Annotated in this window: 22 protein-coding genes; 13 read left to right on the top strand and 9 right to left on the bottom strand. The window is 68.0% G+C overall.

From position 1 onward, the window contains the following. The first annotated feature begins 126 nt into the window (after positions 1-126). Positions 127-723: a TetR/AcrR family transcriptional regulator gene (locus tag AC5Y5B_RS10065; RefSeq protein ID WP_112632906.1), complete on the top strand. Its 597-nt coding sequence runs from the start codon at positions 127-129 to the stop codon at positions 721-723. A gap of 10 nt (positions 724-733) precedes the next feature. On the opposite strand, the gene AC5Y5B_RS10060 is transcribed toward AC5Y5B_RS10065, so the two are convergent. Next, positions 734-1,330: a TetR family transcriptional regulator gene (locus AC5Y5B_RS10060; protein WP_112632905.1), complete on the bottom strand. Its 597-nt coding sequence runs from the start codon at positions 1,328-1,330 to the stop codon at positions 734-736. Between the two features lie 62 nt (positions 1,331-1,392). Between AC5Y5B_RS10060 and AC5Y5B_RS10055 the strand changes: the two genes are divergently transcribed. The 3 genes from AC5Y5B_RS10055 to AC5Y5B_RS10045 all read left to right on the top strand — a co-directional run bounded on the left by AC5Y5B_RS10055 (position 1,393) and on the right by AC5Y5B_RS10045 (position 4,809). Beyond that, complete coding sequence (locus AC5Y5B_RS10055; RefSeq protein WP_112632904.1) at positions 1,393-2,490, top strand: DUF1214 domain-containing protein; 1,098 nt, start codon at positions 1,393-1,395, stop codon at positions 2,488-2,490. Further along, a complete protein-coding gene (locus tag AC5Y5B_RS10050) occupies positions 2,487-3,659 on the top strand; it encodes a sulfotransferase family protein (RefSeq protein ID WP_112632903.1) in 1,173 nt (390 codons plus the stop codon). The genes AC5Y5B_RS10055 and AC5Y5B_RS10050 overlap by 4 nt, the downstream gene beginning before the upstream one ends. A 76-nt stretch (positions 3,660-3,735) precedes the next feature. Beyond that, positions 3,736-4,809: a DUF190 domain-containing protein gene (locus tag AC5Y5B_RS10045; protein ID WP_112632902.1), complete on the top strand. Its 1,074-nt coding sequence runs from the start codon at positions 3,736-3,738 to the stop codon at positions 4,807-4,809. Between the two features lies 1 nt (position 4,810). Here the strand turns inward: AC5Y5B_RS10045 and AC5Y5B_RS10040 are convergent, their stop codons facing one another. From AC5Y5B_RS10040 to AC5Y5B_RS10030, 3 genes are all read right to left on the bottom strand, one after another. Then, positions 4,811-5,704 carry a fructose bisphosphate aldolase gene (locus AC5Y5B_RS10040; protein WP_112632901.1) on the bottom strand — a complete coding sequence of 298 codons (894 nt, stop codon included), beginning with the start codon at positions 5,702-5,704 and terminating at the stop codon, positions 4,811-4,813. Positions 5,705-5,824: 120 nt separating this feature from the next. Next, positions 5,825-6,415, bottom strand: a complete 591-nt coding sequence (locus AC5Y5B_RS10035) for a cytochrome b (RefSeq protein ID WP_112632900.1) — start codon at positions 6,413-6,415, stop codon at positions 5,825-5,827. After that, complete coding sequence (locus tag AC5Y5B_RS10030) at positions 6,412-7,560, bottom strand: catalase family peroxidase (protein WP_430918756.1); 1,149 nt, start codon at positions 7,558-7,560, stop codon at positions 6,412-6,414. The genes AC5Y5B_RS10035 and AC5Y5B_RS10030 overlap by 4 nt, the downstream gene beginning before the upstream one ends. A 358-nt stretch (positions 7,561-7,918) precedes the next feature. Here AC5Y5B_RS10030 and AC5Y5B_RS10025 point away from each other — a divergent pair, with 358 nt between their 5' ends. Together AC5Y5B_RS10025 and AC5Y5B_RS10020 are read left to right on the top strand one after the other, a co-directional pair. Continuing rightward, on the top strand, positions 7,919-8,296 hold the full coding sequence (locus AC5Y5B_RS10025; RefSeq protein WP_112632899.1) for an STAS domain-containing protein: 378 nt from the start codon (positions 7,919-7,921) through the stop codon (positions 8,294-8,296). A 59-nt stretch (positions 8,297-8,355) separates the two neighbouring features. Beyond that, a complete protein-coding gene (locus tag AC5Y5B_RS10020; RefSeq protein WP_112632898.1) occupies positions 8,356-8,799 on the top strand; it encodes an ATP-binding protein in 444 nt (147 codons plus the stop codon). Here the strand turns inward: AC5Y5B_RS10020 and AC5Y5B_RS10015 are convergent, their stop codons facing one another. Both AC5Y5B_RS10015 and AC5Y5B_RS10010 read right to left on the bottom strand, forming a co-directional pair. Next, positions 8,800-9,882, bottom strand: coding sequence for a phosphotransferase family protein (locus tag AC5Y5B_RS10015; RefSeq protein ID WP_112632897.1), 1,083 nt, complete (start codon positions 9,880-9,882; stop codon positions 8,800-8,802). Continuing rightward, positions 9,879-11,015 (bottom strand): Rv3169 family protein, encoded by a 1,137-nt coding sequence (locus AC5Y5B_RS10010; RefSeq protein WP_112632896.1) that lies wholly within the window; start codon positions 11,013-11,015, stop codon positions 9,879-9,881. The genes AC5Y5B_RS10015 and AC5Y5B_RS10010 overlap by 4 nt, the downstream gene beginning before the upstream one ends. A gap of 124 nt (positions 11,016-11,139) precedes the next feature. Between AC5Y5B_RS10010 and AC5Y5B_RS10005 the strand changes: the two genes are divergently transcribed. The 5 genes from AC5Y5B_RS10005 to AC5Y5B_RS09985 all read left to right on the top strand — a co-directional run bounded on the left by AC5Y5B_RS10005 (position 11,140) and on the right by AC5Y5B_RS09985 (position 16,688). After that, positions 11,140-11,760, top strand: coding sequence for a TetR/AcrR family transcriptional regulator (locus tag AC5Y5B_RS10005; protein ID WP_112632895.1), 621 nt, complete (start codon positions 11,140-11,142; stop codon positions 11,758-11,760). A 101-nt stretch (positions 11,761-11,861) separates the two neighbouring features. Next, a complete protein-coding gene (locus AC5Y5B_RS10000; protein WP_205869094.1) occupies positions 11,862-12,998 on the top strand; it encodes a phosphotransferase in 1,137 nt (378 codons plus the stop codon). Positions 12,999-13,129: 131 nt separating this feature from the next. Continuing rightward, positions 13,130-14,890: an N-acyl-D-amino-acid deacylase family protein gene (locus AC5Y5B_RS09995; RefSeq protein ID WP_500005268.1), complete on the top strand. Its 1,761-nt coding sequence runs from the start codon at positions 13,130-13,132 to the stop codon at positions 14,888-14,890. 12 nt (positions 14,891-14,902) lie between these two features. Continuing rightward, the gene (locus tag AC5Y5B_RS09990; protein WP_500005267.1) at positions 14,903-16,243 is read left to right on the top strand and encodes an aromatic ring-hydroxylating oxygenase subunit alpha; all 1,341 of its coding nucleotides are present in this window, start codon (positions 14,903-14,905) and stop codon (positions 16,241-16,243) included. 184 nt (positions 16,244-16,427) lie between these two features. Next, positions 16,428-16,688 (top strand): hypothetical protein, encoded by a 261-nt coding sequence (locus AC5Y5B_RS09985; protein ID WP_165821792.1) that lies wholly within the window; start codon positions 16,428-16,430, stop codon positions 16,686-16,688. A 4-nt stretch (positions 16,689-16,692) separates the two neighbouring features. Here the strand turns inward: AC5Y5B_RS09985 and AC5Y5B_RS09980 are convergent, their stop codons facing one another. Together AC5Y5B_RS09980 and AC5Y5B_RS09975 are read right to left on the bottom strand one after the other, a co-directional pair. Then, the gene (locus AC5Y5B_RS09980) at positions 16,693-17,349 is read right to left on the bottom strand and encodes a response regulator transcription factor (protein ID WP_500005283.1); all 657 of its coding nucleotides are present in this window, start codon (positions 17,347-17,349) and stop codon (positions 16,693-16,695) included. Continuing rightward, positions 17,346-18,563, bottom strand: coding sequence for a sensor histidine kinase (locus tag AC5Y5B_RS09975; protein WP_112632890.1), 1,218 nt, complete (start codon positions 18,561-18,563; stop codon positions 17,346-17,348). The genes AC5Y5B_RS09980 and AC5Y5B_RS09975 overlap by 4 nt, the downstream gene beginning before the upstream one ends. A 133-nt stretch (positions 18,564-18,696) precedes the next feature. On the opposite strand from AC5Y5B_RS09975, the gene AC5Y5B_RS09970 reads away from it, so the two are divergent. Both AC5Y5B_RS09970 and AC5Y5B_RS09965 read left to right on the top strand, forming a co-directional pair. After that, the gene (locus AC5Y5B_RS09970) at positions 18,697-19,077 is read left to right on the top strand and encodes a hypothetical protein (RefSeq protein WP_500005266.1); all 381 of its coding nucleotides are present in this window, start codon (positions 18,697-18,699) and stop codon (positions 19,075-19,077) included. Then, entirely contained in the window at positions 19,070-21,925 is a 2,856-nt protein-coding gene (locus AC5Y5B_RS09965) for an MMPL/RND family transporter (RefSeq protein WP_500005265.1), read from the top strand. Before AC5Y5B_RS09970 ends, AC5Y5B_RS09965 begins: the two co-directional genes overlap by 8 nt. Here the strand turns inward: AC5Y5B_RS09965 and eccCa are convergent. Continuing rightward, positions 21,906-26,120, bottom strand: a complete 4,215-nt coding sequence (gene eccCa / locus AC5Y5B_RS09960; RefSeq protein ID WP_112632887.1) for a type VII secretion protein EccCa — start codon at positions 26,118-26,120, stop codon at positions 21,906-21,908. The two genes, AC5Y5B_RS09965 and eccCa, sit on opposite strands and share 20 nt — an antisense overlap.

The raw sequence follows: 26,120 nt of genomic DNA, 5'->3' as shown, positions 1-26,120 counted from the left end.
CCTTTCGTTACAAGACGGACCGTCTCGTCTTGTGGCAGACTACCGGGGCGAAACGGGATATGTAAAGCGCGCCCGATCCCCGGCGAGGGGCTTTCCATCTGAGTTCGCAGAAGCGAGGACCACCAGATGCCAACCGATCTCGGCGCGGTGAACACGCCGGCGGGCTCGCCTCGCAGACGCAGCGAGAAGTCCCGCACGGCGATCGTCACCGCCACGCGGGAACTATTGCTCGAGCGCGGCTTCGACGGACTGACCATCGAGGCGGTCGCCGCGCGCGCCGGCGTGGGCAAGCAAACCATCTATCGATGGTGGCCCACTCGCCCCGCGCTGGTCGCCGACGTCATGCTCGAAGACGCCGACAAGCTGCTCGCGTCGGTCACCCACAGCGGCAACCTGGCCGCCGACCTGGTGACCTGGGTGGGCAAGCTGTTCGCCAGCCTGACGACGCCGCGCGGTTCGGCCATGCTGCGCACGCTGACCGTCGCCTGCATGGAACACGAGGACACGGCCGTCAAGCTGCGCACCGGATTCAGTGCGCCGCTGCACGACACCGTGCGGGCCCGGCTCCTGGCCGACGGCATCAACGAGGCCACCGCCGAATCCGCCGCGGACGCCATCGTCGGCGGGGTGGTGTACCCGATCCTCTCGGGCGCCCAGCCCTACTCGCGCCGGCGAGCCGAACGGACCACCCGCCTCATCGTGGAGGCGCTCACCGCGAGCTGAGCGTCGCGGTTCAACCGACCGAGACCGCCCCCAGGCCCCGGCTCACCCGGTCGGGCAAGGAACCCCCGTGGCTCAGCCAGTCGTCCAGCGCGATGCGCACCGTCGCCATCGCCAGGGCCCCGATCAAGCGTGGCCGCGGATCCTGCGCGGTCAGGCCGGGCAGACGGGGTGCGATGAGCTCGGCGATCGCCAGCTCGTAACGCACATAGATGTGCAGGGTCCACGCGTCGAGCGTGTCGGATGACCTTGTCAACGTGGCCAATTCGCGGACCTGCGTTTCAATCTCGGCGAAGCCGCCGGCGAGCTCACCGAAGGCGCCCACGACGGCGTCGATGGCGGTCAGCTGCGGTGGCTGCGCGGCCAGCGCGGCGGTGATGCGGTCCAGCCAGTGGGCGTTCATGCCCTCGGCGACGGCGTCTTCCTTGGAATTGAAGTAACGGAAAAACGTGGCCCGTCCGATGTCGGCGGTGTCGGCGATGCGGTCCACCGTGGCCCCGGCCAGGCCGCGACTGGCCACCAGCTCGGCGGCCGCCGTGGCGATGCGCTGACGCATCGCCGCGCGCTTGCGCTCGGCCAGCGTCGGCGTCGCGGGTGCTGCACCTGACATGTCCCCACCCTGTTCTCGCGAATCGACCCCACCACCGTAAGACATAGTCTTAGCATGAGACGATGTCTCAGATCGCCGATTCGCCCGATCCGCCGGCCCCGAAGGCGCGCGCCGCGTGGCAGTTCTTCCAGCAGATGCTGGCCGACGTCACCAAGATCGTGACCGAGGACGCCGAATCGGAGCGTGAACTGGCGGAGGGTTTGCGCGTGGTCGCCCGGGTGTCGTCGCTGTGTGCGCAGATGGCGGTCGAATCCGACCCCGAGCGGCCGTCGTTCTTCGATATGTGTTCGGACAACCGGATGGTCGGGGGCCCCAACCCCGACGGCAACTATTACCTGGCGATGATCCGCGGTGACCGCCGCTACCGGATCACCGGCACCCGCGGCACCAGTGCCTACCTGGGATTCCAGATTCTGGCCGGCACCGGCCTCACCCCGCGGCGGATGGCGGCGTACCTGAGCGACGTCGACCTGGTGCTGGGCGCCGGTGAGTTCACGCTCGTGCTCGCGGCGGACGAACCGGCCGATCTGGCCGGCGCGCAGTGGGTGAAGATCCCCGAGGATGCCTCGTCGGTGGTCGTCCGGGAATACATCGGTGACCGGTCGGGCGAGGAATTGGCGACGCTGCGCATCGAGGCGCTGGACCCCGGGCCCGTGGCGACGCTGACCGAGGAGGGGCTTGCCGACCAGTTCACCGCGATGGCGTGGTCGCTGATGAAGCTCGCGACCCTGCACCGCACCATCAAGCCGGAGCTCCTGGAAACGCCGAACACGCTGCTGACCGCCCAGGCCGCCGATCTGGGTGCGGCGGACACCACGCCGGACAACCTGTACATGATGGGCACCTTTCGGCTCGAACCCGGCCAGGCCCTCGTCCTGGACATCGCGCCGCCCGACACCCGGTACTGGAACGTCACGCTGGAAAGCATTTGGCACGAATGCCTCGAGCCGCGTCGCCGGCAGAGTTCGGTGACCAATCGCGGCGTGCAGCCCGATGGCGACGGGCGGGTGCGGATCGCGGTCTCCGCCAAAGACTTCGGGCTTGGCCATTGGCTCGACACCGGTGGCAGGCATCGGGGCTTCATCGTCCTGCGCTGGCTGGACAACCCGAGCCCGCCCGAGGTCACGGTATCCGTGCGCGACTCCGAGGAGCGGCCATGACATTGCAGGACCGCTTCGCCCCGGAACGGCTGATCGCGGCAGCCTGCGAGGAGGTCGGCAGCGACGACTTCGGCGACGAGGGCTGGCGGCCCGGGCTGCACCGGGTGACCGACGGGCTGATCAACGACGCGCGGCTATCCGACATCGGCGTCGAGATCGCCCACCTCGACCTGATGCGGGCGTTGAAGAACCGGCTCGGCGTAATCGCCTGGCGCAAGCAACATCCCGAGGTCTCCGCCGAGCAGATCAAGGCGCCGATCTTCATCGTCGGCCAGCCGCGTACCGGTACCACGATCCTCTACGACCTGCTCGCCCAGGATCCCGCGCTACGCGCGCCGCTGACCTGGGAGGTCGACGAACCCTGTCCAGTGCCGCGGCCCGAGACCTATCACAGCGATCCCCGCATCGCCCAGATCCAGGCCAGCATCGACCTTTCCGAACAGATCATGCCGGGGTTCTTGGCCTTTCACCCGATGGGCGCGTTGGTCGGTCAGGAGTGCGTGCGCATCACGGCGGCCGAATTCGTCAGCATGATCTTCTCGGTGCAGTATCGGCTGCCCAGCTACTATCGCTGGCTGATGTATGAAGCCGACCACGCCGGCGCCTATCGATTCCATCGAATCTTCCTGCAGCACTTGCAGTCTGGTGCGCCCGGCCAGTGGTTGTTGAAGTCGCCGGCACACCTGTGGCAGCTCGATGCGCTGCTGGCCGAGTACCCGGACGCGCTGATCGTGCAGACCCACCGCGACCCGCTCAACGTCATATCGTCCATCGCGGCGCTGACCCACCACCTGCGCCGGATGTGCAGCGACGAATCCAGCATCACCGAGTGCGCGGCCCAGTCCTACGAGGAGATCATCGTCGGCCTGGAGCGCGAGATGGCTCTGCGGGACAGCGGCGCGGTGCCCGCGGATCGGGTGATCGACGTGCAGTTCGCCGACTTCATGAACGATCCGTGGACCACGATCAAAGACATCTACGAACGGTTGGACCGCGAGCTGCGCCCCGATGCCGAGCAGAAGATGCGCGACTTCCTCGCCTCTCACCCATCGGACGGCGGGCGCGGCCGCTACACCTGGGCCGACACCGGGCTCGACGCCGTGGAGGTCCGTGAGCGCGTGGCCGCCTACCAGGACCGTTACGGCGTCCCGACCGAACAGCTGCGCTGAGGTAGGCCCGTCGAACACCGCTGGGACGCTTGACGTCTGCGAACGGTAGGCTCGGCGCAAGGCGACGGGAGCGGCGATGGACGACGATTGCCTGAAGCTCACCACCTATTTGGCCGAGCGCAGGCGGACCGGGGGCAGCTTTGTCTCCGACGTGCTGCTCGGCTTGTACGCGCGGCACCGAATCGCTTGCGGCGTCCTGCTGCGCGGCATCGGTGGGTTCGGCAGCGGGCACTATCTGCGCACCGACGAGTCGCTGACGTTGTCCGAGGACCCGCCGGTGGCGATCATCGCGGTCGACACCAGAGCGACGATCGAGGGCCTGCTCGACCCGGTGCTGAGCATCAAGCAGCGAGGCCTGGTCACCCTGGAGCGGGCCCGGCTGCTGCACGACGGCATCGAGCCGCCGCGGCTGCCCGAGGATCTGCGCGACGACGTCAAGTTGACGATCTACGTCGGGCGCAAACAACGCGTCAACGGCTCGCCCGCCTACATCGCCCTGTGCGAATTGATGCACCGGCGCGGCCTGGCCGGCGCCACGGTGTTGCTCGGGGTGGACGGCGTCACGCACGGAGAACGCCAGCGCGCGAACTTCTTTGGCCGCAACGCCGATGTGCCGATGATGATCGTGGTCGTCGGATCCGGCGAGCGCATCGGCCGGGTGCTGCCGGAGCTCGGCGAGCTGCTGCGCAGGCCGCTGTTCACCGTCGAACGGGTCCGGGTGTGCAAGCGCGACGGCCAGTTGCTGGAGCGACCGCACGCCCTGCCCGGCGTCGACGAGCGTGGCCTGCCGCTGTTCCAGCAGCTGACGATCTACACCTCCGAGTCGGCGCATTACGACGGTGTGCCGATACACCGCGCGATCGTCCAGCGGTTGCGCCAAGCCAAAGCCGCCGACGGCGCCACCGTGTTGCGCGGCGTCTGGGGTTTTCACGACGACCACCCGCCCCACGGTGACGGATTGTTCTCGCTGACCCGCCGGGTGCCCGTCGTCACCACGGTGATCGACACCCCGGCCAACATCGCCGAATCCTTCGTCGTCATCGACGAAGTGACCCGGGACGAGGGCCTGGTGACCAGCGAGATGGTGCCCGCGTTGGTCTCTGACGACGGCGACGCCGGGCCCCCGCGCATGGCGCGGCATTGCTATTAGGTCAGCCGGCCACCGAAGCGTCGTAGATCGACTGGATCGCCTTGTCCAGGGTGGCATTGAACTGCTCGTCGGACTGGTCGACGGTCAGGCCCTCCGTCAGCGCGCGGCTGAAGCTGGCGATCAGCCCGGTGTTCTTGGCCAGCAGGTCGTTGGCTTCCTCGCGCGAGTAGCCGCCGGACAGGGCGACCACCCGCATCACCTTCGGGTGCTCGATCAGGGGGCGGTAGAAGTTGACCTCGGTGGGCAGGCTCAGCTTGAGCATCACGCGCTGCCCCTCGGGCACGGAGTCGAGCTGCTTGGTGATCTCGTCGCGCAGGATGCCCTCGGCCTCGGCCTTGTCGGAAATCGAGATGGTGACCTCGGGTTCGATGATGGGCACCAGACCGTGCGAGAGCACCTGGTGGCCCAGATCGAACTGTTGGGCGACCACGGCGGCGATGCCCTTGGCGTTGGCGCCGCCGATCACTGACCGCTCCTTGGTCCCAAACACACCGAGGCCGGCGGCCCGCTCCAGCAGTTCGTCGAGGCCCGGGATCGGCTTCATCAGCTGGACGTCGTCGGCCGCGTCCGCCAGACCCTTGTCGATCTTGAGGATCGGGACCACGCCCTTGGTCTCCCACAGGTAGGTGGTCGACGGCTTGCCTGCGATCTCGCGGTCCATGGTCTGCTCGAACAGGATCGCGGCCAGCACGCGGTCGCCCGTGAACGCCGGAGACGTGATGATCCGCGAGCGCATCTGGTGAATGAGGTCGAACATCTCCTTATCGGAGGAGTAGGCGTCGTCCTGGATGCCGTAGAGGCGCAGCGCCTTGGGCGTCGAACCGCCGCTCTGGTCGAGGGCCGCGATGAATCCCTTGCCCGACGTCATCCGCTCCGCTTGCTGCTGGTTCGACATTGAACTCTCCCAGTTCCTCATGGCCCTCACGGGCACCGCGCCACGGCCGGTGACCGCGCGCGCTCAAGTCCGAATCGTGCCGATCATATTCGGCCACTTCGGGCCCGAGCAGGCAGGTCGTCAGACTGCGATGTTGGTCTGCGCCTCGGTCTGGCTGCGGGGCGGCGGCTTGGCGCGCCACAACACCATGCGGTCGAGGAGCCGGTCACGCAGGACGAGCGTGTGGAAGAGTACCGCCGTCATGTGGGCGGTAAACGCGAGGAAGAGCAGGAGCGCGAAGGCGCCGTGGCATTCCCGGAGCACCGCGAAGACGTCGATGTTGCGCGGCGCGATGCCGGGCAGCGCCAGCGGGCCGAACACGGGGATCGGGAAACGCGCCGCCGACAGCATGGCCCATCCGGTCAGGGGCTGGACGAGCAGCAGGGCATAGAGCAGGTATTCCGACCACGTCGCGATGCGGCGTTCGGTTTTGCTCATGGTGGCCAGGAACGGCGGTGGCCGGTGCCTGAGCCGGTTCGCCAACCGGACCAGGGCGAAGGCGAGAATCGACAGGCCCAGAGGCCGGTGGATGGCCAGCAGCAGTGGGTACAGGCTCAGGGTGGCGACCATGGTCACGCCGATGAGCAGCTGAGCGATGACCATCGGGGCCATCAGCCAATGCAGGACGCGCGACGGCAGGGCGAACCGCGGCGCGACGGTCGCGTCGGTCATTGGCGGACCGCCTCGACGCCGACCGCGCTGGGCGTTTTGGGCTCCTCGGCGCGGCGACTGAATGAACGGGCGTACACCGCCGAGCGCGCAGCGAGCAGCGGGTCGTCGGAGGCGGTGATGCCGTCGGGCAGCACCAGCGGGTCGAAGTTGATGTCGCGCGCGTTGCCGGCGTCCTCCGTCTGAACCGCGGAGATGGTGATGGTGCCGGCGTCGATGGTGCGCCGTCCCGAGGGCCACGGTTTAGTGGCGTCGTTGGTCGGATCCCCCGGCTCGCCGACGGTGAGTACCAGCCGCCACGTCAAAGGGGTGCGCGCCAACGTGCGGATGAGGGCGTCGAACAGGTAGTCCTTGGCCGGCGGCCCTGAGGGAGAAAGCGCCTCGGCGCCTTGCTGGGGAATAGCGGACCAGCGCACCGGCACCGTCGCGCCGGAGCGGTTGGTGAATCGGAACGCGTTCAGCGCATGGAAGGCGCTGTCGGCGAATCCCGTGCTCGGCGGCGCCTGCTTGATGATCCGCATGGCCGCGGCGGTCTCGGGGTGGCGCTGCAGGAACGCGGCCATCTGCTGCGGGTCGGGCTTGCCCGTGCCGGGGAGCGGTTTGGACGCCAGCAACCGGTCGTAAAACCCCTGCGGGGTGCGGTCCGGGAACACCGGGAGGTTGATCATCGCGGTGCGCCATTGCCGCCCGTCGGGCCCGTCGAACAGCAGCCCCAACCCGCGGACGGTGTCGGGCTTGTCGGCCTGGTCGGGCAGCCCACCGGACAGCGAGAAGCGGCCGATCAGGGGAACGGTGCCGCGCCCGAAGACGTCGGCCCGGCAGATCGCCGCGGCCGCCCCGGTGCTGACGAACGTGCCGCTGGCGCTGACGCCCTTGGCGTGGTTGCGCCGGAACCCGTCGTGACGGCCGTAGACGTGCTCGAAGCGATCGGTGAAGCGGGGCGGGGTCAGCGCGCGGGGCCGTAGCCAGGCACCGGCATAGGCGAAGCCACCCACGTCGACCGCGGCGACGCCGGCTACCGCGCCCATGCCGAGCAGCGCGCGCCGCCGGTTCAGCGCGCCGGCATTCGACGCCGTGGGCGGGCTTTCTCCGGGATCGTCGGGCCGCTCACCCCGATGGGGTTCGCCGCCGCGCTCACCGGGCTCCACGTCCCACCGTCCTTCCCATTTCCGCAGGCCACGCCCGCCGGGCCGAGGGCGAAGCGGATGGAAGCAATTCACGCACGGGCCGATGCCCCGTGCAACTTCTAGGCTGGCCGTCACGCACATCCGGACTACGTCGGGGCGCCCGAAATCGTTCAGCGTTTTGAGCGTGGTACGCCGCGTGTCCTACCATTGGCTAAACACTTGTAGCTGTATCTGCATTTACCAGCGCAGATCGACGGAGTGCGTTTCCTCCGTAGGCAAGCGTGTTCCCGCGGGGTTGAATAAACAGCCCCCGGATACGGCAGTGGCTGTTTTGAAAGCTAGCGGCGTCCCGTCGGGGACCGAATGTGAGTGATAGACCATGGGCGAACTAACCGGCGATTTAGTCGATCCGACCGCTTTTGAAGTGGGCAAACACCAGGTGGACCAGGCGGTGGTGCTCACCGTGTCCGGCGAAGTCGACATGCTCAGCTCGCCGCTGCTGGCCGATGCCATCCAGACGGCGCTGGCCACCAAGCCCGCGGCCTTGATCGTGGATCTGTCCAAAGTCGGTTTTCTGGCGTCGGCCGGGATGACCGTCCTGGTGACCGCGCAGGCCGAGCTCGAGCCGCCGACGCAATTCGCGGTGGTCGCCAACGGCTCGGCCACCAGCAGGCCGATCAAACTCATGGGAATCGACAGCGTGCTCTCGCTCTACAGCAGCCTGGACGGAGCGCTGAGCGGCATCTCGGGTGAGTGAGTGTCGACAGGGTGACGACGCAACTCGGAACGACGGGACGCTCTGACCAGCCGCAGAACGTGTCGCACATCGATGACAGATCCCGCTTCATTCGCACGCGTGTCGCCGCCGATGCGCGCAGCGCCGCCCGCGCCCGCGCCGAATTCGCGGTGTGGCTCGAACGGCATTTCTCGCTTGACGACGACCGGTTCAGCGATCTGCTGCTGGCGGTGAACGAGGCGATCGCCAACGCCGCGGAATACGCCTACGTCGACGCCGCCGAGCGCGGCACGGTCGACGTGCGGGCGGCCTACGACGCGGATGCGGACACCCTCGCGGTGACCGTCGACGACCGCGGCCGTTGGCGACAGAAGGTGCCGGTGCAGCGCCAACAGCAGATGCGCGGGCGCGGCATCCCGCTGATGGAGGTGCTCGCCGACGACGTGGTCATCGATCGCACGCCGCAGGGCACTCGCGTGACGTTGACCTGGAACGACGTCGCCGGGCCCGGCTGTAGCGCCTGATCAGACGGCCTGCGCCAGCACCTGCTGGATGCGTTCGTCCCGCGGCAGCACCGGGCCGTCGTCGAGGGATTCGCCGATTCCCAGGTCGGTGAGCCCGGCGCCGGTCAGCAACGAGGTGCCGTACGCGGCCAGCACGAGCTTCTGGTCGTCACTGTGGCCGTCCTCGATGAGCATCGCGCCGATGAGGCAGATGACGGCCATCTTGAACGCGTTGAACGCCCGATACCAGGGCCGGTTGGTGACCCTGATCCCGCTGGCCGCCTCGTAGTGCGCGAGCAGGGCGTCGATGGAAAGGGCCGCGGGGTGGCTGGTGATCCCGACCGGCTGCATCCACAACATTTCGAGCCATCCGATGTCGGTCAGCGGATCACCGACGGTCGTCATCTCCCAATCGAACACCGCGCTGACTTCGCCGCCGGTGAAGGCGAAGTTGCCCGGTTTGGCGTCGCCGTGCACCAGCGTGACCTTCGGATACGGCGTCGGCTTGGTGGTGATCAAGGCGTCGTGTAGGCGCTCGAGGGCCGGCAGGCGGTCGCGCTTGACCCGGTTCATTTCCGCGGCCCACCGGGCGAGCTCGCGGTCCAGATGGTCGGCGCCGTCGTCGAGGGTGTCCAGCCCGGTCCTGCTGAGGTCGACCGTGTGAATCGCGGCCAGTTGCTCGACCATGCTCTGACACATGCGCACCACGGTCTGGTCGGCGACGGCCGGCGGTTCCATCTCGTAGACGTCGCCGTCGGCGCGTTCCATGACGAAGAACGGCCTGCCGAGGATGTCGCCGGTGGGCTCGAGCCACAGCGTCCGCGGTACGCGGACGGGGGTATCGGCCAAGACCCGCAGAATCCTGAACTGGCGCGCGAGGTCGTAGGGCTCCAGCAGCGCCGGTGGTTGCGGGCGCAGCCGCAGCACCACGTCCTGGTGGTCGTGTCGACTGCCGCTGCGGGTGACGACGCGCAGCGTCATCATCTCGGCCGAGTGTCCGAAGCTCACCCGGTCGATGCCCTCGACACGGACGTCGTCGGCCTCGCGCACCTGCGTGCGCAGCCAGCCGCCCAGCCGCTGTTGCAAGTCGTCGTTCAACGTCATTGCCGGACCCCCGCGCCGTCCGCGGGCAATCGATCGACCGGGGTCTTGTCCTGGGTGAAGGCGGACATGTCCATCGGCGCCCAGTTGGGGTAGCGGTGATATCCCTGGCCGCCGAGCAGCAATTCGAAGATGCCCCAACCGGTCTCGCCGCCCCGTTGGAACCGCATCAGCTGGTCCAGGGCCATCGACTTACCCTCGGTCTCGGCTAGCTGGTCGGAATCGCTGCTGTCCCAAGCGAAATGGATGAAGTACGCACCGTCACCCCAGTCTTCGTACTGGCAATGGGCCATCGGCAGCCCGTAATAGGCGTTGACCTCCAGGTGCGGCGCCTCGGCGATCACCCGATGGGCATTTCCGTCCTCGTCGGTGAAGACGAGCACCGCGCGGGTGGGTCGCTTGCGGTCGCCGTCGAATTCGACCTCGTGCTCGATCTTGACGAATCGCTTCGACAACGTCCCATCGGCGTGCGTGATGCCACCGTCGACGTAATTGACCGTGCCGTCAGAAGATTCGATGATCCACGCTTCGATGGCATGGTCGTCGAAGCCGGCGTCGAGCCACAACCAGAAGTCGATCTTGTCGGAGATCCGCACCCCGAAGGTGCGGTCACGACCGCCGTGGAAGCCGTCGACGCTGACGCGTTCCCCGTCGATCTGCACCCAACCGCTCCACTTCCCCGGTTCTTTCATGTGGTACATGTCCGCGAGCAGTTCGCCGGCCCTGCCATGCACCTTCATGGGCAACAACTCCCACATCGGGGCGGTGGGTTCGTAATAGAGTTCCCATTCGATTCCAGAGTTGTTGGGTTCGATGTCCAATCGCCACTTCTTCAGCGGCTCGACGCAGGTCCAGCGCATCGGCCCGGCGCGCAGCTCGCCGCGGTCATCGCCCGAGACCGGCCGCCCGGACAGCAGGTCCCAGTGCCGCCCGTCGGCGAGGCTGACCTTGACATAACCCAACCCGCTGGCGGTGTTCGGGTTGTTGCCGTAGCCGCTGGCCAACAGCATGGTGCCGTCGGGCGACGCGGCGAAGAAGTAGCACCGATCCGACCACGTCGGATCGGATGTGTGCACCTGGTCGAACGTCGTCGGAAGCTGGTGGGTGAAGGACTCGTCCGCCGCGGAATACCCCATCGTGGCCCTTTCTGGCTGGCTGACACCTTGTGCTGCAGGAGAATTGGTTACCGGTTCGCGCTGGGCCGGATTCTGCTCACATCAGATAACAAAGCAGCACAACGCATCCCGTAACATCGCCGCCATGGAACCGAGCCGGCGTTGGGGCGACGACCGCGCGATCCTCGACGACGAGGAGGCCCGTCGACGGATCCTGGAGGCCGCGGGCCGCTGCATCGTCCGGCGCGGCAACACCCAGTTCCGGATGGGCGAGGTGGCCGACGAGGCCGGGGTCTCGCGGTCGACGGTGTACCGATATTTCCCGGGCCGTGACGATGTCCTGCTGGGCCTGATGCTCTCGCGTGTGGACACCGCGCTCGCTGAGTTGGTGCGCTCGCTGCCTGCCCCGGACGACCCCGTTCGGTCGGTGCCCGAGATGGTGCTGGCCCGGGTGGAATCGGTGGACGGCAACGCGCTGAACGAAGCGTTGTTCGCGGCCGAGAGCACCGCGGTGGCCTCGGCGCTCGAGAAGGGTTCCGAACCCATCGTGGAGCTGCTGCTGCGGCATTACGGACCGCTGCTGGATCGGTGGAAGGCGGCGGGGCTGCTCTACGCCGACATCGATTTCCGGTCGATCGTCCAGTGGTTGCACACCGCGACGCTGTTTCTGCTGGCGCCTTCGTGGCGATATCGCCCCGCCGCGGACAAACGAGAATTCGTCGAGCAGTTCGTGGTGAGGGCCTTGGTGCCACAGATCAGACAATAATCGTATATTGTCTGATGTCCAGACGTTCGATCGGTTTTGTCCGACGCCGCTGGTGTTAACAGCGCAGCACTGCGGCGGCGTGCAAATCAGGATGGATGGACATGAAAACTCCTGTGGGACAAGCCTTTTCCATCCTTGGCCTGGCCGCTCACCTGGGTCTCGGCGCGGGGCGGGTCGCCACCGACGCGGTGGTCGGAGGCCGTTTCGGCCTGCCGCGGACGGTCGAGGACATCGACCCCGCCGTCCTGTCACGGGTCATGGGGACCACCGTTCGCTCGATCCGCGTGCTGAGCCGCGACTCCGGCACCTCCTCGCGGGGCCGGCTGGTGCTGACCGGCAGGGACGTCCCCCACTCGGTGTTCGTCAAGGTCGCGGCGCAGACCGCCGCCACCCGGCTGATCGGCGAACTCGGACGACTCGGACACACCGAGGTGCGCTTCTACCGGGAGCTCGCGCCGCAGGTCATCGGCGTCCCTTACTGCTACGGCACGGCATTCGACCCGTGGACCGGCCGGTACCTGCTGGTCCTCGAGGACCTGCCGGCCGAGTCGTGCGAGTTCCCCGACACCCTGCACCCGCTGTCGGCCGACCAGGCGAGCCTGATCGTCGAGCTGCTTGCCGAACTGCACGCCGTCTTCTTGGGGCGCCTGCCGCGCGGCGGGCACGGCCCGATGAGCTGGTTGTACACCCCGTCGGGCGACGTCACCTCGCTGCTGACCGGTTCGCTCATGCACACCTCCATCAAGCGCCTCGCCGAGCGCACCACTATCCCGGTGGACAAAGGCACATTCATCGCCGACAACTACCGCGCCGTCGCCGCGCTGATCGACACTCCCCCGCACACCGTCATGCACGGTGATGCCCATCCCGGCAACATGTATTTCCTGGGCGGCAAGGCGGGCCTGCTGGACTGGCAGGCGGTGCGCCGCGGACACCCGTCGCGCGAACTGGCCTACACGCTGATCACCAGCCTGACGCCGGAGGATCGCCAGGCCAGCCAGCGCGACCTCGTCGACCACTACCGCCGAGCGCTGATGGCCGCCGGCGGACCCGAGCTGGATCGCGACGACCTGTGGCTGCGGTTTCGGCAGGCGGCGCTGTACGCGTATGTCGCCCCGCTGATCACCGCGGGGATGGGCGGGATGCAGGCCGAAGACATCATCATGGAGGGGCTGCGGCGCGGTGTCGCGGCACTCGATGATCTGGAAACCGTGGCCGCCCTGAAGGGCTCGCTATGACGCCCGGGCCAATTCCGCCGAGGCTATTGCCTTCGCCGCGCCACGAGTTACGCTACCTACCGTAGCGAAATCCTGCGTGCCGTGCGCTCAGCCCGCCAGGGACAGCCCGCGACCCGGCGAAGGGGAGTCTCATGTTCGACCTGAAGATCATCGGTGGCACGGTCGTCGACGGCACGGGCGCGCAACGCTATCTCGCTGACATCGGCATCAAGGACGGCAAGATCGTCGACGTCGTGCCACGCTCCACCGATGGCCCCCCGCTCAGCGGGGAGGCGGCCGAAACCATCGATGCGACAGGGCATGTGGTGGCACCCGGCTTCGTCGACATCCACACCCACTACGACGGCCAGGTCAGCTGGGACAGCCTGCTGGAACCCTCCAGCGGCCACGGCGTGACCACGATCGTCACCGGCAACTGCGGCGTTGGCTTCGCGCCCGTGCGGCCCGGCACCGAGCAGTGGCTGATCGAGCTGATGGAGGGCGTCGAGGACATTCCCGGTACCGCGCTCACCGAGGGCATCACCTGGGGATGGGAGACCTACCCCGAGTACCTCGACGCGGTCGGCAAGCAGAAGTTCGCCGTCGACGTCGGCAGCCAGGTCGCGCACGGCGCCGTGCGCGCCTACGCCATGGGTGAGCGGGGCGCGCGCAACGAACCGGCCACCCCCGAGGACATCGAGGCGATGGGGCGGCTGGTTCGCGAGGCGATCGAGGCCGGGGCGCTCGGCTTTTCCACGTCGCGCACGATGGGCCACCGCGCGATGGACGGCGAGCCGGTGCCCGGCACGTTCGCCGCCGAGGAAGAGCTCTTCGGCCTCGGCCGCGCGATGGCGGCCGGCGGTCAGGCGGTGTTCGAGCTGGCCCCGCAAGGCGCGGCGGGCGAGGACATCATCGGACCCAAAAAGGAATTGGACTGGATGCGGCGGCTGAGCGGCGAGATCGACCGGGCGGTGTCCTTCGCGCTGATCCAGGTGGACGCCGATCCGAAACTGTGGCGGGAGATGCTCGACCTGTCCGCGGACGCACACGCCGCGGGCGCCCGCCTCTACCCACAGATCGCGGCGCGTCCCTTCGGCATGATGATCGGCTTCCAAGGCCACCACGGGTTCAGTCACCGGCCCACCTATCGGCGGTTGAAGGCCGAGTGCAGCCGCGACGAGCTCACCTTGCGGCTGGCCGACCCCGCCGTGAAGGCGGCGATCCTGTCCGAGGACGACCTTCCCCCCGACCCCACGTTGTTGTTCGACGGGATGTTCGCCCTCGTCCAGCACTCGCTGGGACGGCTGTATGCGCTCGGCAACCCGCCGGACTACGAGCCCACGCCGGACCGCACGGTCGCGGCCATCGCCCAGGCGCGTGGCGAGGACCCGTTGTCGACGCTGTACGACCTCATGCTGGAGTCGAACGCGACCAACATGCTGATGCTGCCGCTGTTCAACTATGCCGACGGCAATCACGACGCGATCCGCGAGATGATGCTGCACCCCGCCGGGGTGCTCGGGCTTTCCGACGGCGGCGCCCACTGCGGGATGATCTGCGACGCGTCCTACCCCACGTTCCTGCTCACGCACTGGGCGCGCGACCGGCGCCGCGGCGAGAAGCTGTCGCTGGAGTACGTGATCCGTAAGCAATCGCGCGACACCGCGCACCTGTTTGGCCTCACCGACCGCGGCACCATCGAACCGGGCAAGAAGGCCGACATCAACGTCATCGACATGGACGCGCTGACACTGCATCCGGCGGCGATGGCGTTCGACCTGCCCGCCGGTGGAAACCGAATCCTGCAGGGGGCCAGCGGCTATGCCGCGACCATCGTCAGCGGGACGGTGACCCGCCGCAACGACGTCGACACCGGGGCGCGCCCCGGCCGCCTGGTCCGCGGAGCCCGTTAAGAGCTCGCCTCGATGGCAACGACGGCCGGCAATCCGGCGCGGACCCGCGACGAGGATGCCATCGGCACCCCGCCGGAAAGCCCGGCGCTGGTGCCCGCCGAGCGTTACTACTCCCCCGCCTTCGCCGCGCTCGAGGCGCAGCGGATGTGGCCGAGGGCGTGGCAGCTGGCCTGCATGATCGACCACGTCGCGGCGCCCGGCGACTATTTCGAATACCGATGCGGCCCTTACGGGGTGCTGATCGTCCGTGACGACGACGGGGTGCTCCGCGCGTTCCAGAACGTCTGCCGGCACCGCGGCAATTCGCTGTGTACCGGGTCGGGGTCGGGTCTGCACGAACTCAAGTGCGGCTACCACGGCTGGACGTGGGACCTGGCCGGCGCGCTCAAACGGGTGCCCAACCGCAAGGGCTTCGGCGCGCTGAGCATGTCCGACTTTCCGCTGCTACCGGCGCGGGTCGACACCTGGGCGGGGCTCGTCTTCGTCAACCTGGACCAGGGCGCGGTGTCGTTGACCGAGTACCTGGAGGCGGTGCCCGACGACATCGCCTGGTGCCACCTGGAGGATTTCCACTGCTACGCCACGCTCACCGTCGAGGTCGACGCCAACTGGAAAACGATCGCCGACGGATACAGCGAGACCTACCACATCCAGACCCTGCACCCCGAGCTGCTGCGCTGCGTCGACGACATCCATGCGCCGCAACGCATTTGGGGTCATACCGGGAAGTCGGACCAGCCCTACGGTGTGCAGAGCCCGCGCTTTGACGGCGCGCTGAGTGACGAAGAGGTGTGGAACGCCTACGTGTATACGCAGGGAGCGCTGATGGGTGCGGCCGAGGGCATCCCCTTCCCGGCCGACGAACGCCGGCCCGGGCAGACGGTCGCCGACCTGATCGCCGACCGGACCCGGGCATTCGCCGCGAGCCGCGGCGTGGATCTCACCTGGGCTGACACCGACCGAATGACCCGATTGCACCAGTACAACGTGTTTCCTAACATGACACTGCTCGCCAACGCCGACCACCTGACCGTCATGTGCTCGCGCCCCGCCGCCGACCCCTCCCCCGACAAGGGCGAGCTGGTCATGTTCTTGATGACGCGCATGCCGCCGGGCGCGCCGCGCACCAAACCGACAGATGTCCGCATGGCCGCCGAGTCGGCCGAGCCCGGGGTGGTGCTCACGCAAGACATCGCGGTGCTCCCCGGCTTGCAGCGCGGCATGCACCAACCCGGCTTCACCCATCTCGTGTTGTCCAGCGAGGAACGCCGCGTCATCAACATGCATCGCAACCTGGAGCGCTATCTCGAGTTGCCCGCATCCCAGCAAATGAGCGGCGGTGCGGCGAAGTGATCTCCCGCAACATAATTCGTGTTCACAGCGCCAAAGCGGCGCCGAGCGATTTAGAATCCCGCTTGTGATGACCCCGTCTTACCCCTGGGGGGACGATCGAGGGCAACTCGCGCGGCGGCTTCGGCTGCCATACGAAACGCTTCGCCGACGGCGGGCGCTACGGCTGTGCCACAGCTTCGAGCGGGTGGGTGTTCGAACGGCACCGGAGCGGTTGCGCCAAATGCTGGAGGGCGCGCCGCTGGCCGCCCACGAATTGATGAACGTGAACTTCGCGCTGATCGCGATCCGGCTCGACCGCGAATTGCGTGCCGCGCGTTACAAGCGCCTCAGGCGCCGCGGTGCCCGGTCGCTGATGTTCGCGGGTCTGGTCATGGTGGTGATCAATTTCCTGGTGTGCATCGCGTACGTTCTGCTGAACCTGGCCGAGCAGACGGCGCCCTTATAGGTCGTCAGCGCGGGGCGACGATGCCGTTGTCGTAGGCGTAGACGATCGCGGCAGCACGGTCGCGCAGATCGAGCTTTCCGAATATCCGCCCGATATGGCTCTTGACGGTGACGCCCGAAATGCACAGCTGGTCGGCGATCTCGGTGTTGGACAGGCCCTGTCCGATCAACGTCAGCACGTCGAGCTCGCGGGTGGTCAGCTCGCCGATCGCCGTGCCCCGGGGTCCGGGAGCGGCCTTGCGGTAGGTGGTCAGCACACGGGAGGTCACCGCCGGGTCGAGATAGCTGTCGCCCCGGGCGACGGCCCGCACCGCGCGGATCAACTCCTCGGCCGAGGAGTCCTTGAGCACGAAGCCGGCCGCGCCGGCACGCAGCGCCCCCGAGAGCAGCTCGTCCTCGTTGAAGGTGGTCAGCGCCAGCACCGGCGGCCGGCCACCCAGCCTGCGCGTCGCCTCGATCCCGTCGACGCGGCGCATCCGCAGGTCCATCACGACGACGTCGGGGCGGTGCTCGGCCACGGCCGCGGGCACCTCGTCTCCATCGGCGCACTCCGCGACGATGACGAAACCGTCCTTGCGACGCAAGATCCGGCGCAGCCCCGACCGCACCAGGTCCTGGTCGTCGGCGAGCAGCACGGTGATCTCGGGTGCCGCGTCGATCATGCCTTGCACCACCATGGCCGCCACGCCGTATCGCCTTCGTGCAGGGGTATTTCCGCGCACACCGACCATCCATCGCGGGTCGGGCCGGCGTCGATGGCTCCGCCGAGCAGCTCGACGCGCTGTCGCATCCCGCGTAAGCCGCGCCCCTCGGGTGACCGCGTGGCCGTCACCGCCGCGGGAAGCAGGTTGGTGACCGCGAGTCTCACCGATATCGGCGAAATATCCAGCACCACACCGGCTTTGGACTCGGGCGCATGCTTGGCGATGTTGGCCAGTGATTCCTGGGTGATGCGGTACAGGGCGAGGCCGACCGCGGCCGAGACGTGATCGGTGGGCCCTTCGACGCACAGCGCGACGGCCAGACCGGCCCGCTGGAAACCCTCGACGAGCACCGCGATGTCGTCGATACCGGGTTCGGGTGCGGTCTGGGCGGTCTTGGTCGGCCAGTTGTCGAGCAGCCCGACGGTACGACGGATATCGGCCATCGCCTGGCGGCCCAGCCGTTCGGCCTGTTCCAACGCGTCGACGGCGTCGTCGACGTCACGGTCCTGCTGCAGCGCCCGCCGCGCCCCGGTGACATGCAACAGCGTGATGCTCAGCGAATGGGCGATGACGTCGTGCACTTCGCGTGCGATGCGCCGCCGCTCGTCGGCGGCGGCGTGCTCGGCCAGCATGTCCTGCGCCTCGATCTGTTCGGCCAGCAACAACCGCTGGGTGCGCATCAGGTAGCCGAGCAGCCACCCCACCGCGATGAAACCGAGGTACAACACCACCGTGTCGAGGCGGTGTAGCGCGGACGCGGTGACCAAGAGTCCCGCCGCCGACGCGGCCGCGAGGATCCCGCCCCAGACCGACGCCAATGTCGCGACGACCAAGACCATCAGGACCAACAACGCCGGGGCGAAATCGGCGTGAATCGGCGCCGACGTGCCGAACATGGTCAGCGCGGAGGAGGCCAACCAGGTCGCCCACAACGGCCCCGGGGTCATCTTCATGTTGAAGACCATGAACGCGAACGAGGGCGACAGGGCTATGGCGAACGCCGTCAGCGCCACGGGCAGGTCCGCGACGGGCCGCTGCAGCGTCCCGATCACCCCACCGAACACCAGGGCGACGTCGACGGAAATCAGCGCCGCCCAGGTGATACCGACGGGAATCAGTTCGCTTCGTCGGCGAACCAGTTCCCGCAGGTGATCCGCTGCGGCGCGCAACATCGTCCAATCCTAGAAGAGCCCGGCACTTCGCCACATCCTCCTGCGGGCGGCATGTGTCTCCGCCCGTGGTAGGAGACAAAGACTGCACTTCGGCACGACGCGCAACAGCCGCTCGCTTTCCTAGCGTCGAGTCATGACATGGACACTGCTGCACGACCGCATGGCCTTCATGGCCCAGGTGATCAAAGCCGCCGAGACGGACCCCGAGGCGGCACTTGCGTTGATCGACAAGTCATCCCAGGTGTCCGAGCTGTTCGGCGACGAGGAGGGCTTGATGCTTTCGCTCGGCCAGCGATGGATCACCATGCTGGTGGCCAAGCTGGATCAGGCGGCCCACGAGGGAGCGTCGGCCGAGCAGGTGCGCGCCGATCTCGAAGCCGCCGAGCCCGGATTGCACGCGCTGGTCAAGATCGGCGCCCGCCGGTCGCTGCGGGTGCGGTCCCTTACTCGCGGTGAGCATGTGGCCGTGGGCCTGTTCGGCGGGCCCACCGGGGATCGGCAGACCGTTGCATGACCGAATGGGAAGCCTTGCGCGCCTGACCTCGCGGTACGCGGTCCTCATCATCGGGCTGTGGGTGCTGGCGGCCGCTGGCGCCAATCTCGCCGTCCCCCAGCTGGAGCGAGTCGTCGACACGCATGCCCGGTCCTTCATGCCGCCCGGGGCGCCGAGCGCGCACGCCGCCGCCCGGGCCGCGCAGTTGTTCAACCAGACGCCCAGCAACAACTTCGTTTACGTTGTGCTGGAACGGAATCAGCGGCTGACACCGCAAGATCGGCGCTTCTACGACGCGTTGACGACATCGCTGGGGTCGGATCAGCGCCATGTGTATGCGGTGACCGACCTGTGGTCGCAGCCCGCCACCGCCGCCGTCGCACAGAGTTCCGACGGCCAGGCGGCCAGCGTCATGGTGCGGCTCGCCGGGATGCTCGGCACCGCGCAGGCGCGCGATTCGGTGGACGCCGTGCGCGGCGCCATCCACAGACTCGCCCCGCCGCAGGGCCTGGAAGTCCATGTCACCGGTCCCGGCGCCACGATCGTCGACGAGTTCTCCGCGATCGACCGGCAGATGCTCGGCATCACGGCGGCCACCATCGGCCTCATCCTGCTGTTGCTGCTCGTGGTGTACCGCTCGCCCGTCGCGGCCGCGATCCCGCTCATCTCGGTGGGCCTCGCGCTCGCCGTGGCGCGGGCCATCGTCGCCGCGCTCGGCCAGGCCAATGTCGTTGAGGTGTCGCTGTTTTCGGTGGCGCTCATGGCGGCAATGACCCTGGGCGCCGGCACCGACTACGCGATTTTTCTGGTCGGCCGCTATCACGAAGCTCGCCGCAACGGTGTCGCCCCGGCGCAGGCGTTGACGCAGGCCTACCGTTCCATCGCGCCGGTGGTGATCGGATCGGCATTGACGGTCTCGGTCGCGCTGGCGTGCCTGGTGTTCGCCAAGGTCGGGTCGTTCCGCAGCGCCGGATTACCCTGCTCCATCGGCATTCTCGCGACCATGGTCGCGGCGCTGACGTTGACGCCCGCGCTGATGAGCCTGGCGATCCGCCGCGGGTATCTGGAACCGCGGCCATCCAGAACCGCGCGGCGCTGGCGCCGCGTGGGCACGTCGGTGGCACGCTGGCCCGGGCCGATCCTGGTCGCTGCGCTGGGGTTGTGCCTACTCGTCGCGCTGCCATTGGCCGGCATGCGGGTCGGCTTCAACGAGCCCGCCGCCACGCCGTCGTCCACCGACTCCAACCGCGGTTATGCCAGCGCCGGCCGGCATTTCGCGGCGAACTCGTTGCTGCCCGACGTGATCGCGATCCAGGCCGACCACGACCTGCGCAACCCCGCCGGGCTGATCGTCATCGAGCGGATCACCCGCCACATCATGGCCGTGCCCGGGGTGCGTGCGGTGCAGTCCGCCAGCCGCCCCGACGGCACGGTCCCCGACCAGGCGACGCTGAGCTATCAGGCCGGTGTGCTCGGTCGTCAGTTGGGTGACACCATGGATTCGCTCACGCAGCGCCTCCGGCGAGTCTCCGAACTGGACGGCGCGCTGGCGCAGACCCAGCGCGCCGTCGACGGGTTGGGCAACGGATTGCGCGGCGGCAGCGCGGGTTTGGCGGACATGTCCGGTGCCGCCGAAGACATGCGGGCCGGCATGGACGGCCTGCAACGCAACGTCACGACGGTGTCGGGTTACCTCGATCCCTTGCGCGACTTCGTCGGGCGGACCCCCGACTGCGCGGCCAATCCCATCTGCTCGACGGTGGACCGGGTGCTGCAGCCCGTCGACAGCCTGGTGCAGACCTCCACCCGGCTGGGTTCCGGCGCCGCCAAGCTGACCACCGGCTCGAGCACCGCGGCCACCGCGATGGCCGCCCTGCCCCAGAGCGTGCCGTCGATGAAAGACGCCTTGGGACAGGCGCGTTCGGCCACTCATGACCTGCTGGCCGTGTCCGACACGCTCGGGCCCCAGATGCATCAACTGACCGACTACCTGAACGAGATCGCCACACAGTTCCAGGGCAGTGCCGCGGGGGACTTTTACATGCCGCAGCGGGCGTTGACCGATCCCCGGTATGCCACCGCGCTGCGCCACCTCATCTCCGAAAACGGCCGCGCCGCGTACCTGCTCGTCTATGGTGACGGCTCGGAGTGGGGCGTCGACGGCGCCAAGCGGGCGGATCACGTGCGCGCGGCCATCAAGGAGGCCACCAAGGAGGGGACGCTGACACCGACCGAGGTCGACCTGGCCGGCGTGGGCCCGGTGACGGCCGATCTGCAGCGCTTCGTCGCCGGCGATGCCACGCTGCTGGCGGGCGCCGCACTGGTGCTGATCTTCTTGATCGTCACGACCATGCTGCGCAGCCCGGTCGCGGGGCTCGTCGTCGTCGGGACGGTCGTCACCTCCTACGCCTCGGCCCTCGGCGCCAGCGTGCTGATCTGGCAGCACCTGCTGCATCAGGACCTGCACTGGGCCGTGGCGCCTTTCGCGTTCATCGCGCTGATCGCCGTCGGCGCGGACTACAACCTGTTGCTCGCGCTGCGCATCAAACAGGAAGCCGCGGCGGGCCTCAAGACCGGGATCATCCGGGCCTTCGGCGGCACCGGCGGGGTGGTCACCGTCGCCGGCATCATCTTCGGCCTGACCATGCTCGCACTGTTGACGAGCAGCGTGCTCAGCGTGGCCCAGATCGGCACGACCGTCGCGGTCGGTTTGTTGCTGGACACGTTGGTGGTGCGGGCGTTCATCGTGCCGTCGATCGTGGCCCTGCTCGGTCGGTGGTTCTGGTGGCCCAGCCGGCTCCCCCGCCGCGCCGTCACGCCGCGCGTGAAAACGGCAGAGCCGCAACTGGTTACTGCTGGGGCGGTATGACCGAGGACGGCAACCCGACGAGAACGCCTTCGACGTCGCCGTCGACGCTGACCAGCAGGCCGCGCCCCGGGGGCAGGTTCTGGGCGCGGACGTTGCGGTTGATCCGGTTCTGTGGGTCGTTGTCCATGTAGAGCTGAGCCACTTTCGCCGAGTTCTGGAAACGCATCCACGGATCCATTTGCAGCGTCGCCCAGTTCGCGCTGTTGCGGGTGGTGAAGACGTGCAAGCCGATCTGGCGGGCGCGTTCCATCAACTTCCACAGCGCCGCGCCCACCGGTGGCTTGGGCGGATAGCTCTGGTCCGGGCGCAGGTCCTGGATGTCGTCGATGAGCACGAAGTGGCGCGGGCCCTCCCACGGCTTGAGCTCGCGCAGCTCCTCCTGACTCAGGCCTTTCGGGGGCAGCCGGGGCAGCAGGACCTGCTGCGCCAGGGCGGTGAGCACCTCGTCGATCTCGTCCTGGTCATAGGCGTACGCGCGCACGTAGCCCGGGCCGTGCAGGTCGCGCAGACCGTGCGGCGCGGTCTTCGGGTCGATCAGCGTCAGCTGCGCTTCCTCCGGGGTGAAGCGGCTCATGATCGCCTCACCAATGGCGACCAGCGACAACGTCTTTCCGCATCCCTGCCGGCCCAGGATCATCACTCCGGGACTCTCGCGCAGCTTGATCGGCACCGGCCCCAGTTCGTGACGCTCGCCGATGGCGAACGCGATCGAGAGGTCGTCGCCGCTGGGCCGCGCGGCCTCGTAGTCCAGGATCGCCCGCAGCGCCACCCGCTGCGGCAGCCGCTGCAGGGTGGCGTGCTTGGTGACCCCGGCGACCTCCGCGATGCGGGCCCCGACGTCGACAATGCTGACGATCGCGCCGGTGGCCGGATCGGCCAGCGCCGGCACACCGACCCGCAGCTCGTGCAAGCTGTCGGTCAGACCGAAGCCGGGGCGGTTCAGCGTGCGTCGGGCCGCGTCGCGCGACTCGAGCGACGAGTGCCCCATCTGGCTCTCACTGGGATCGGCCAGCCGCAATTGGATTCGCGCCGTGGCGTTTTGCAGCAGGCTCTGCCGCTGTCCATGAATCCAGCCACCGGCGCTGCACATGACGTGCACCCCGTACTCGGGGCCGCGGCTGCTCAACGAGATGATGCGATCGCCCAGCACCGTGTCTTTGGAGTACAGGTCGTCGTAGTCGTCGACCACCACGAACACATCGCCGAACGGGTCATTGGCGTCGGTACCGCCCAGGCCGTCGCTGCCCGGCGCGAACCGGCGTTCGCGGAAGCCGTCGAGGTCGATCTTGAGGCGCCGGAACGAGTCCTCGCGGGCGTCGATCAGGGCGTCCATGCTGCTCAGAATCCGCTCGATGCCCTCGGCGTCCTTCGGCGACACGATGTCGGTGACGTGCGGCAGCGAGGCGGCCTGCGCGAGGGTCGCCCCGCCGATGCAGAAGAACGTCACGCGCGACGGGGTGTACATCGTGGCCGCCGAGCACATCAGCGTCATCAGGGTGGTGGTCTTGCCGCGCTGCTTGGCCCCCACCACGATCACGTTGCTGCGCAACGCATCCACCGCGTGCACCACCTGCTTGGACTCCTCGGGGATGTCCATGACGCCCACCGGAAACATCAGGCCCGAGTTGAGCCCGTAGTCGACGTGCCACGGCTTGCCCCGATATCCCGCCACCAGCGCGTCGATGGTTTCGGGCTCCTCCAGCGGCTCCAGCCAGGGCCGGCGCGGCGAGCGGTGCGGCACTTCGTGCAGCGACTCGCGCAGCACGTCGACGATCTTCTTCCGCTTGAAACCGTCGTCGTAGTACAGGAATTCGTCGGGCTCGGCGTCGACGGCGGCGGCCGCCTCCAGGGCCGTGGCATCGGAGTCGTCCAGCGGCTGGAACTGCCAGTTGTACAACCGCGGCTTGGTCAGCGTCATGTCGACGGTGGTGGCGACCTCTTTGGTCTTGGGCACCACGAACGGCGCGGAGAGGTAGAAGCAGCGGAACGGTTCGAGATCGCGCGGCCCCACCTTCAGCAGACCGAAGCCGTTTTCCTTCGACGGCAGGTGGTAGGCCGCGTCGCTGCCGATCACCTCGCGGCTGTCGTCACCGGACTCGGCGCGTAGCGCGATGCGAAAGGCGATGTTGGACTTGACCTTTTGCAGCGACGACAGGTCCAGGCGCTGACCACCCAGCATGAAGAAGACGTTGGCGCCGCGGCCCTCCTGGCCGATGTGGATGATGAGGTTGATCCACTTCTCGTGGTTGGCGAACAGCTCCAGGTATTCGTCGACGATGACCAGCAGCACCGGGACCGGCGGCAGGTCGCGTCCGGCGAGCCGGATCTCTTCGTAGTCGTTGGCGTCACGCGCGCCCACCGAGGTGAACAGCTCGTAGCGCTGTTTGATCTCGCCGTCGATGACCCGGCGCATCCGCTCGGCCAAATGGCGTTCGTCCTTGCCGAGGTTCGACAGCGCGGCCACCACGTGAGGGATGCCCAGGATGTCCTGGGCCGCCGACTCGAACTTCATGTCGACGAAGATGACGTTGAACGTCTCCGGGGAGTGGGTCAGCGCGATGCCGTAGACCAGCGACAAGAAGAACTCCGACTTGCCCGAGCCGCTGGTGCCGATGACCACGGAGTGGAAGCCGAAGCCACCAAAGTCCTTGGCGCGGATGATGATGTTCTGCAGCTCGCCGTTGGGCTTGGCGCCCACCGGGACCTCACACCAGCGTTCGTCGCCGCGGCCCCGGCGTTCGGCCCACAACCGGTCGACGTCCAGGTCGCGGGGATCGCTGATGCCCAGGGCCCGCAGCAGTTCCGTTGCGCCGCTGACCGAGTCGGCGATCTCGCTGCGGCTGGTGGGCGACCATCGCGCCATCGCGCGCGCATACCGATAGGCGCGGTGCACCGAGAGCTGGTCGGCGTGGGCGAAGAACTTGTTGCGCACCCGTAGCAGCGGAGCCGGCCGGTCGTCCTCGCCGTCGGCGTCAGAACCGTTGCGGTGCAGTGTGATTTGGCCGTTCACCGAGCCGTTGGGTGAGCTGTGGCGTTCGCTGAGGTCGAACACCTGGTCGTCGCCGAAGCCCACGCCGGTGCCGACCCGGGAGGCGATGCGCAGCAAGGTGATTCCCGCCTTGCCGACCTGACCGACCACGCTCTCCCATGCGTCGGGGCTACCGGTGTTGTCGTCGACGATCACCAGGTGCGGCCCCAGATCCACCGTGTCGGAGCCGGTTTCCAGCGCCGAGCCCATCGCGGTGGGGCTGGCCGCGGCCAGCGGTGTCCACGCGCCGCGCTTGCCCTTCATGTGCAGTTCGGCGCCGAGGGTTTCCTCGAGCTCCTCGGGCGTGGCGAAGACCAGGCGCCGGAAACCGCACGCATCGAACAGCTCGTCGTGCAGGTTGTGCGGCAGCCACACGATCCACGACCACACCTCGGGATTGCGGGTCACCACCATCAACTTGACGTCGCGCGGGTTGTGGAACACCGCCAGGGAGCACAGCACCGAGCGCATCAGCGAGCGCAGCCGGTCCAGGTCCTCGCCGACGAAACTGAAGCCAGGCGCCGATCGCAGGTTGACCACCTTGGCGATGTCGCGAATCTTGCGCTGCTCCAAGATGAAATCGCGCAGCGCCTGCCCGGTGACGGGTTCGAGTTCCTCATCGGAGGCGATGTCGGGCCACGTCACCGAGAGCACCGAGTCCGGCGCGTGCTGCACGCCGGTGCCGAGGCGCACCTCCAGAAAGTCGGCGTCGCCGCGGCCGCGTTCCCACATTCGCGGGCCCCCGATGATGGCGCCCAACCCGCGGGGGTCGGAGTGCACGTTGTTCTGCCATTCGCGCTGCGCGCACACCGCGGTCTGGATCTCGTCGCGGTTGCCGTCGAGGTCGCGGAGATAGCGGCGACGGCCCTTTTCCATTTCGCCCCAGGTGATTTTGCGGGCGCGGCCGAAGCGGCCGGAGAAGGCCAGCATGCTGAACGCGCCGATGCCCATCAACGGGAAGAAGCCGGTGGTCAGGCTGCGCACGCCGGAGACGTAGAGCATGACGATGGTGCCGATGAGCGCCACGATCAGCGCCGGAACACCGATCATCACCCAGATGTTGCGCGGCTCGCGCTCCGGCAGCGCGATCGGCGCGCTGGGTGCTACCCGGACCGGTTTCGGCGGCTCGATCCTGACGCGGTTGATGGGGAACGCTTTCTTGGACAT

The sequence above is a fragment of the Mycobacterium sp. NGS33 genome, assembly GCF_059812885.1.
The sequence above is the reverse complement of the archived record's forward strand: the minus strand, read 5'-3'. Positions and strand labels throughout refer to the sequence as shown.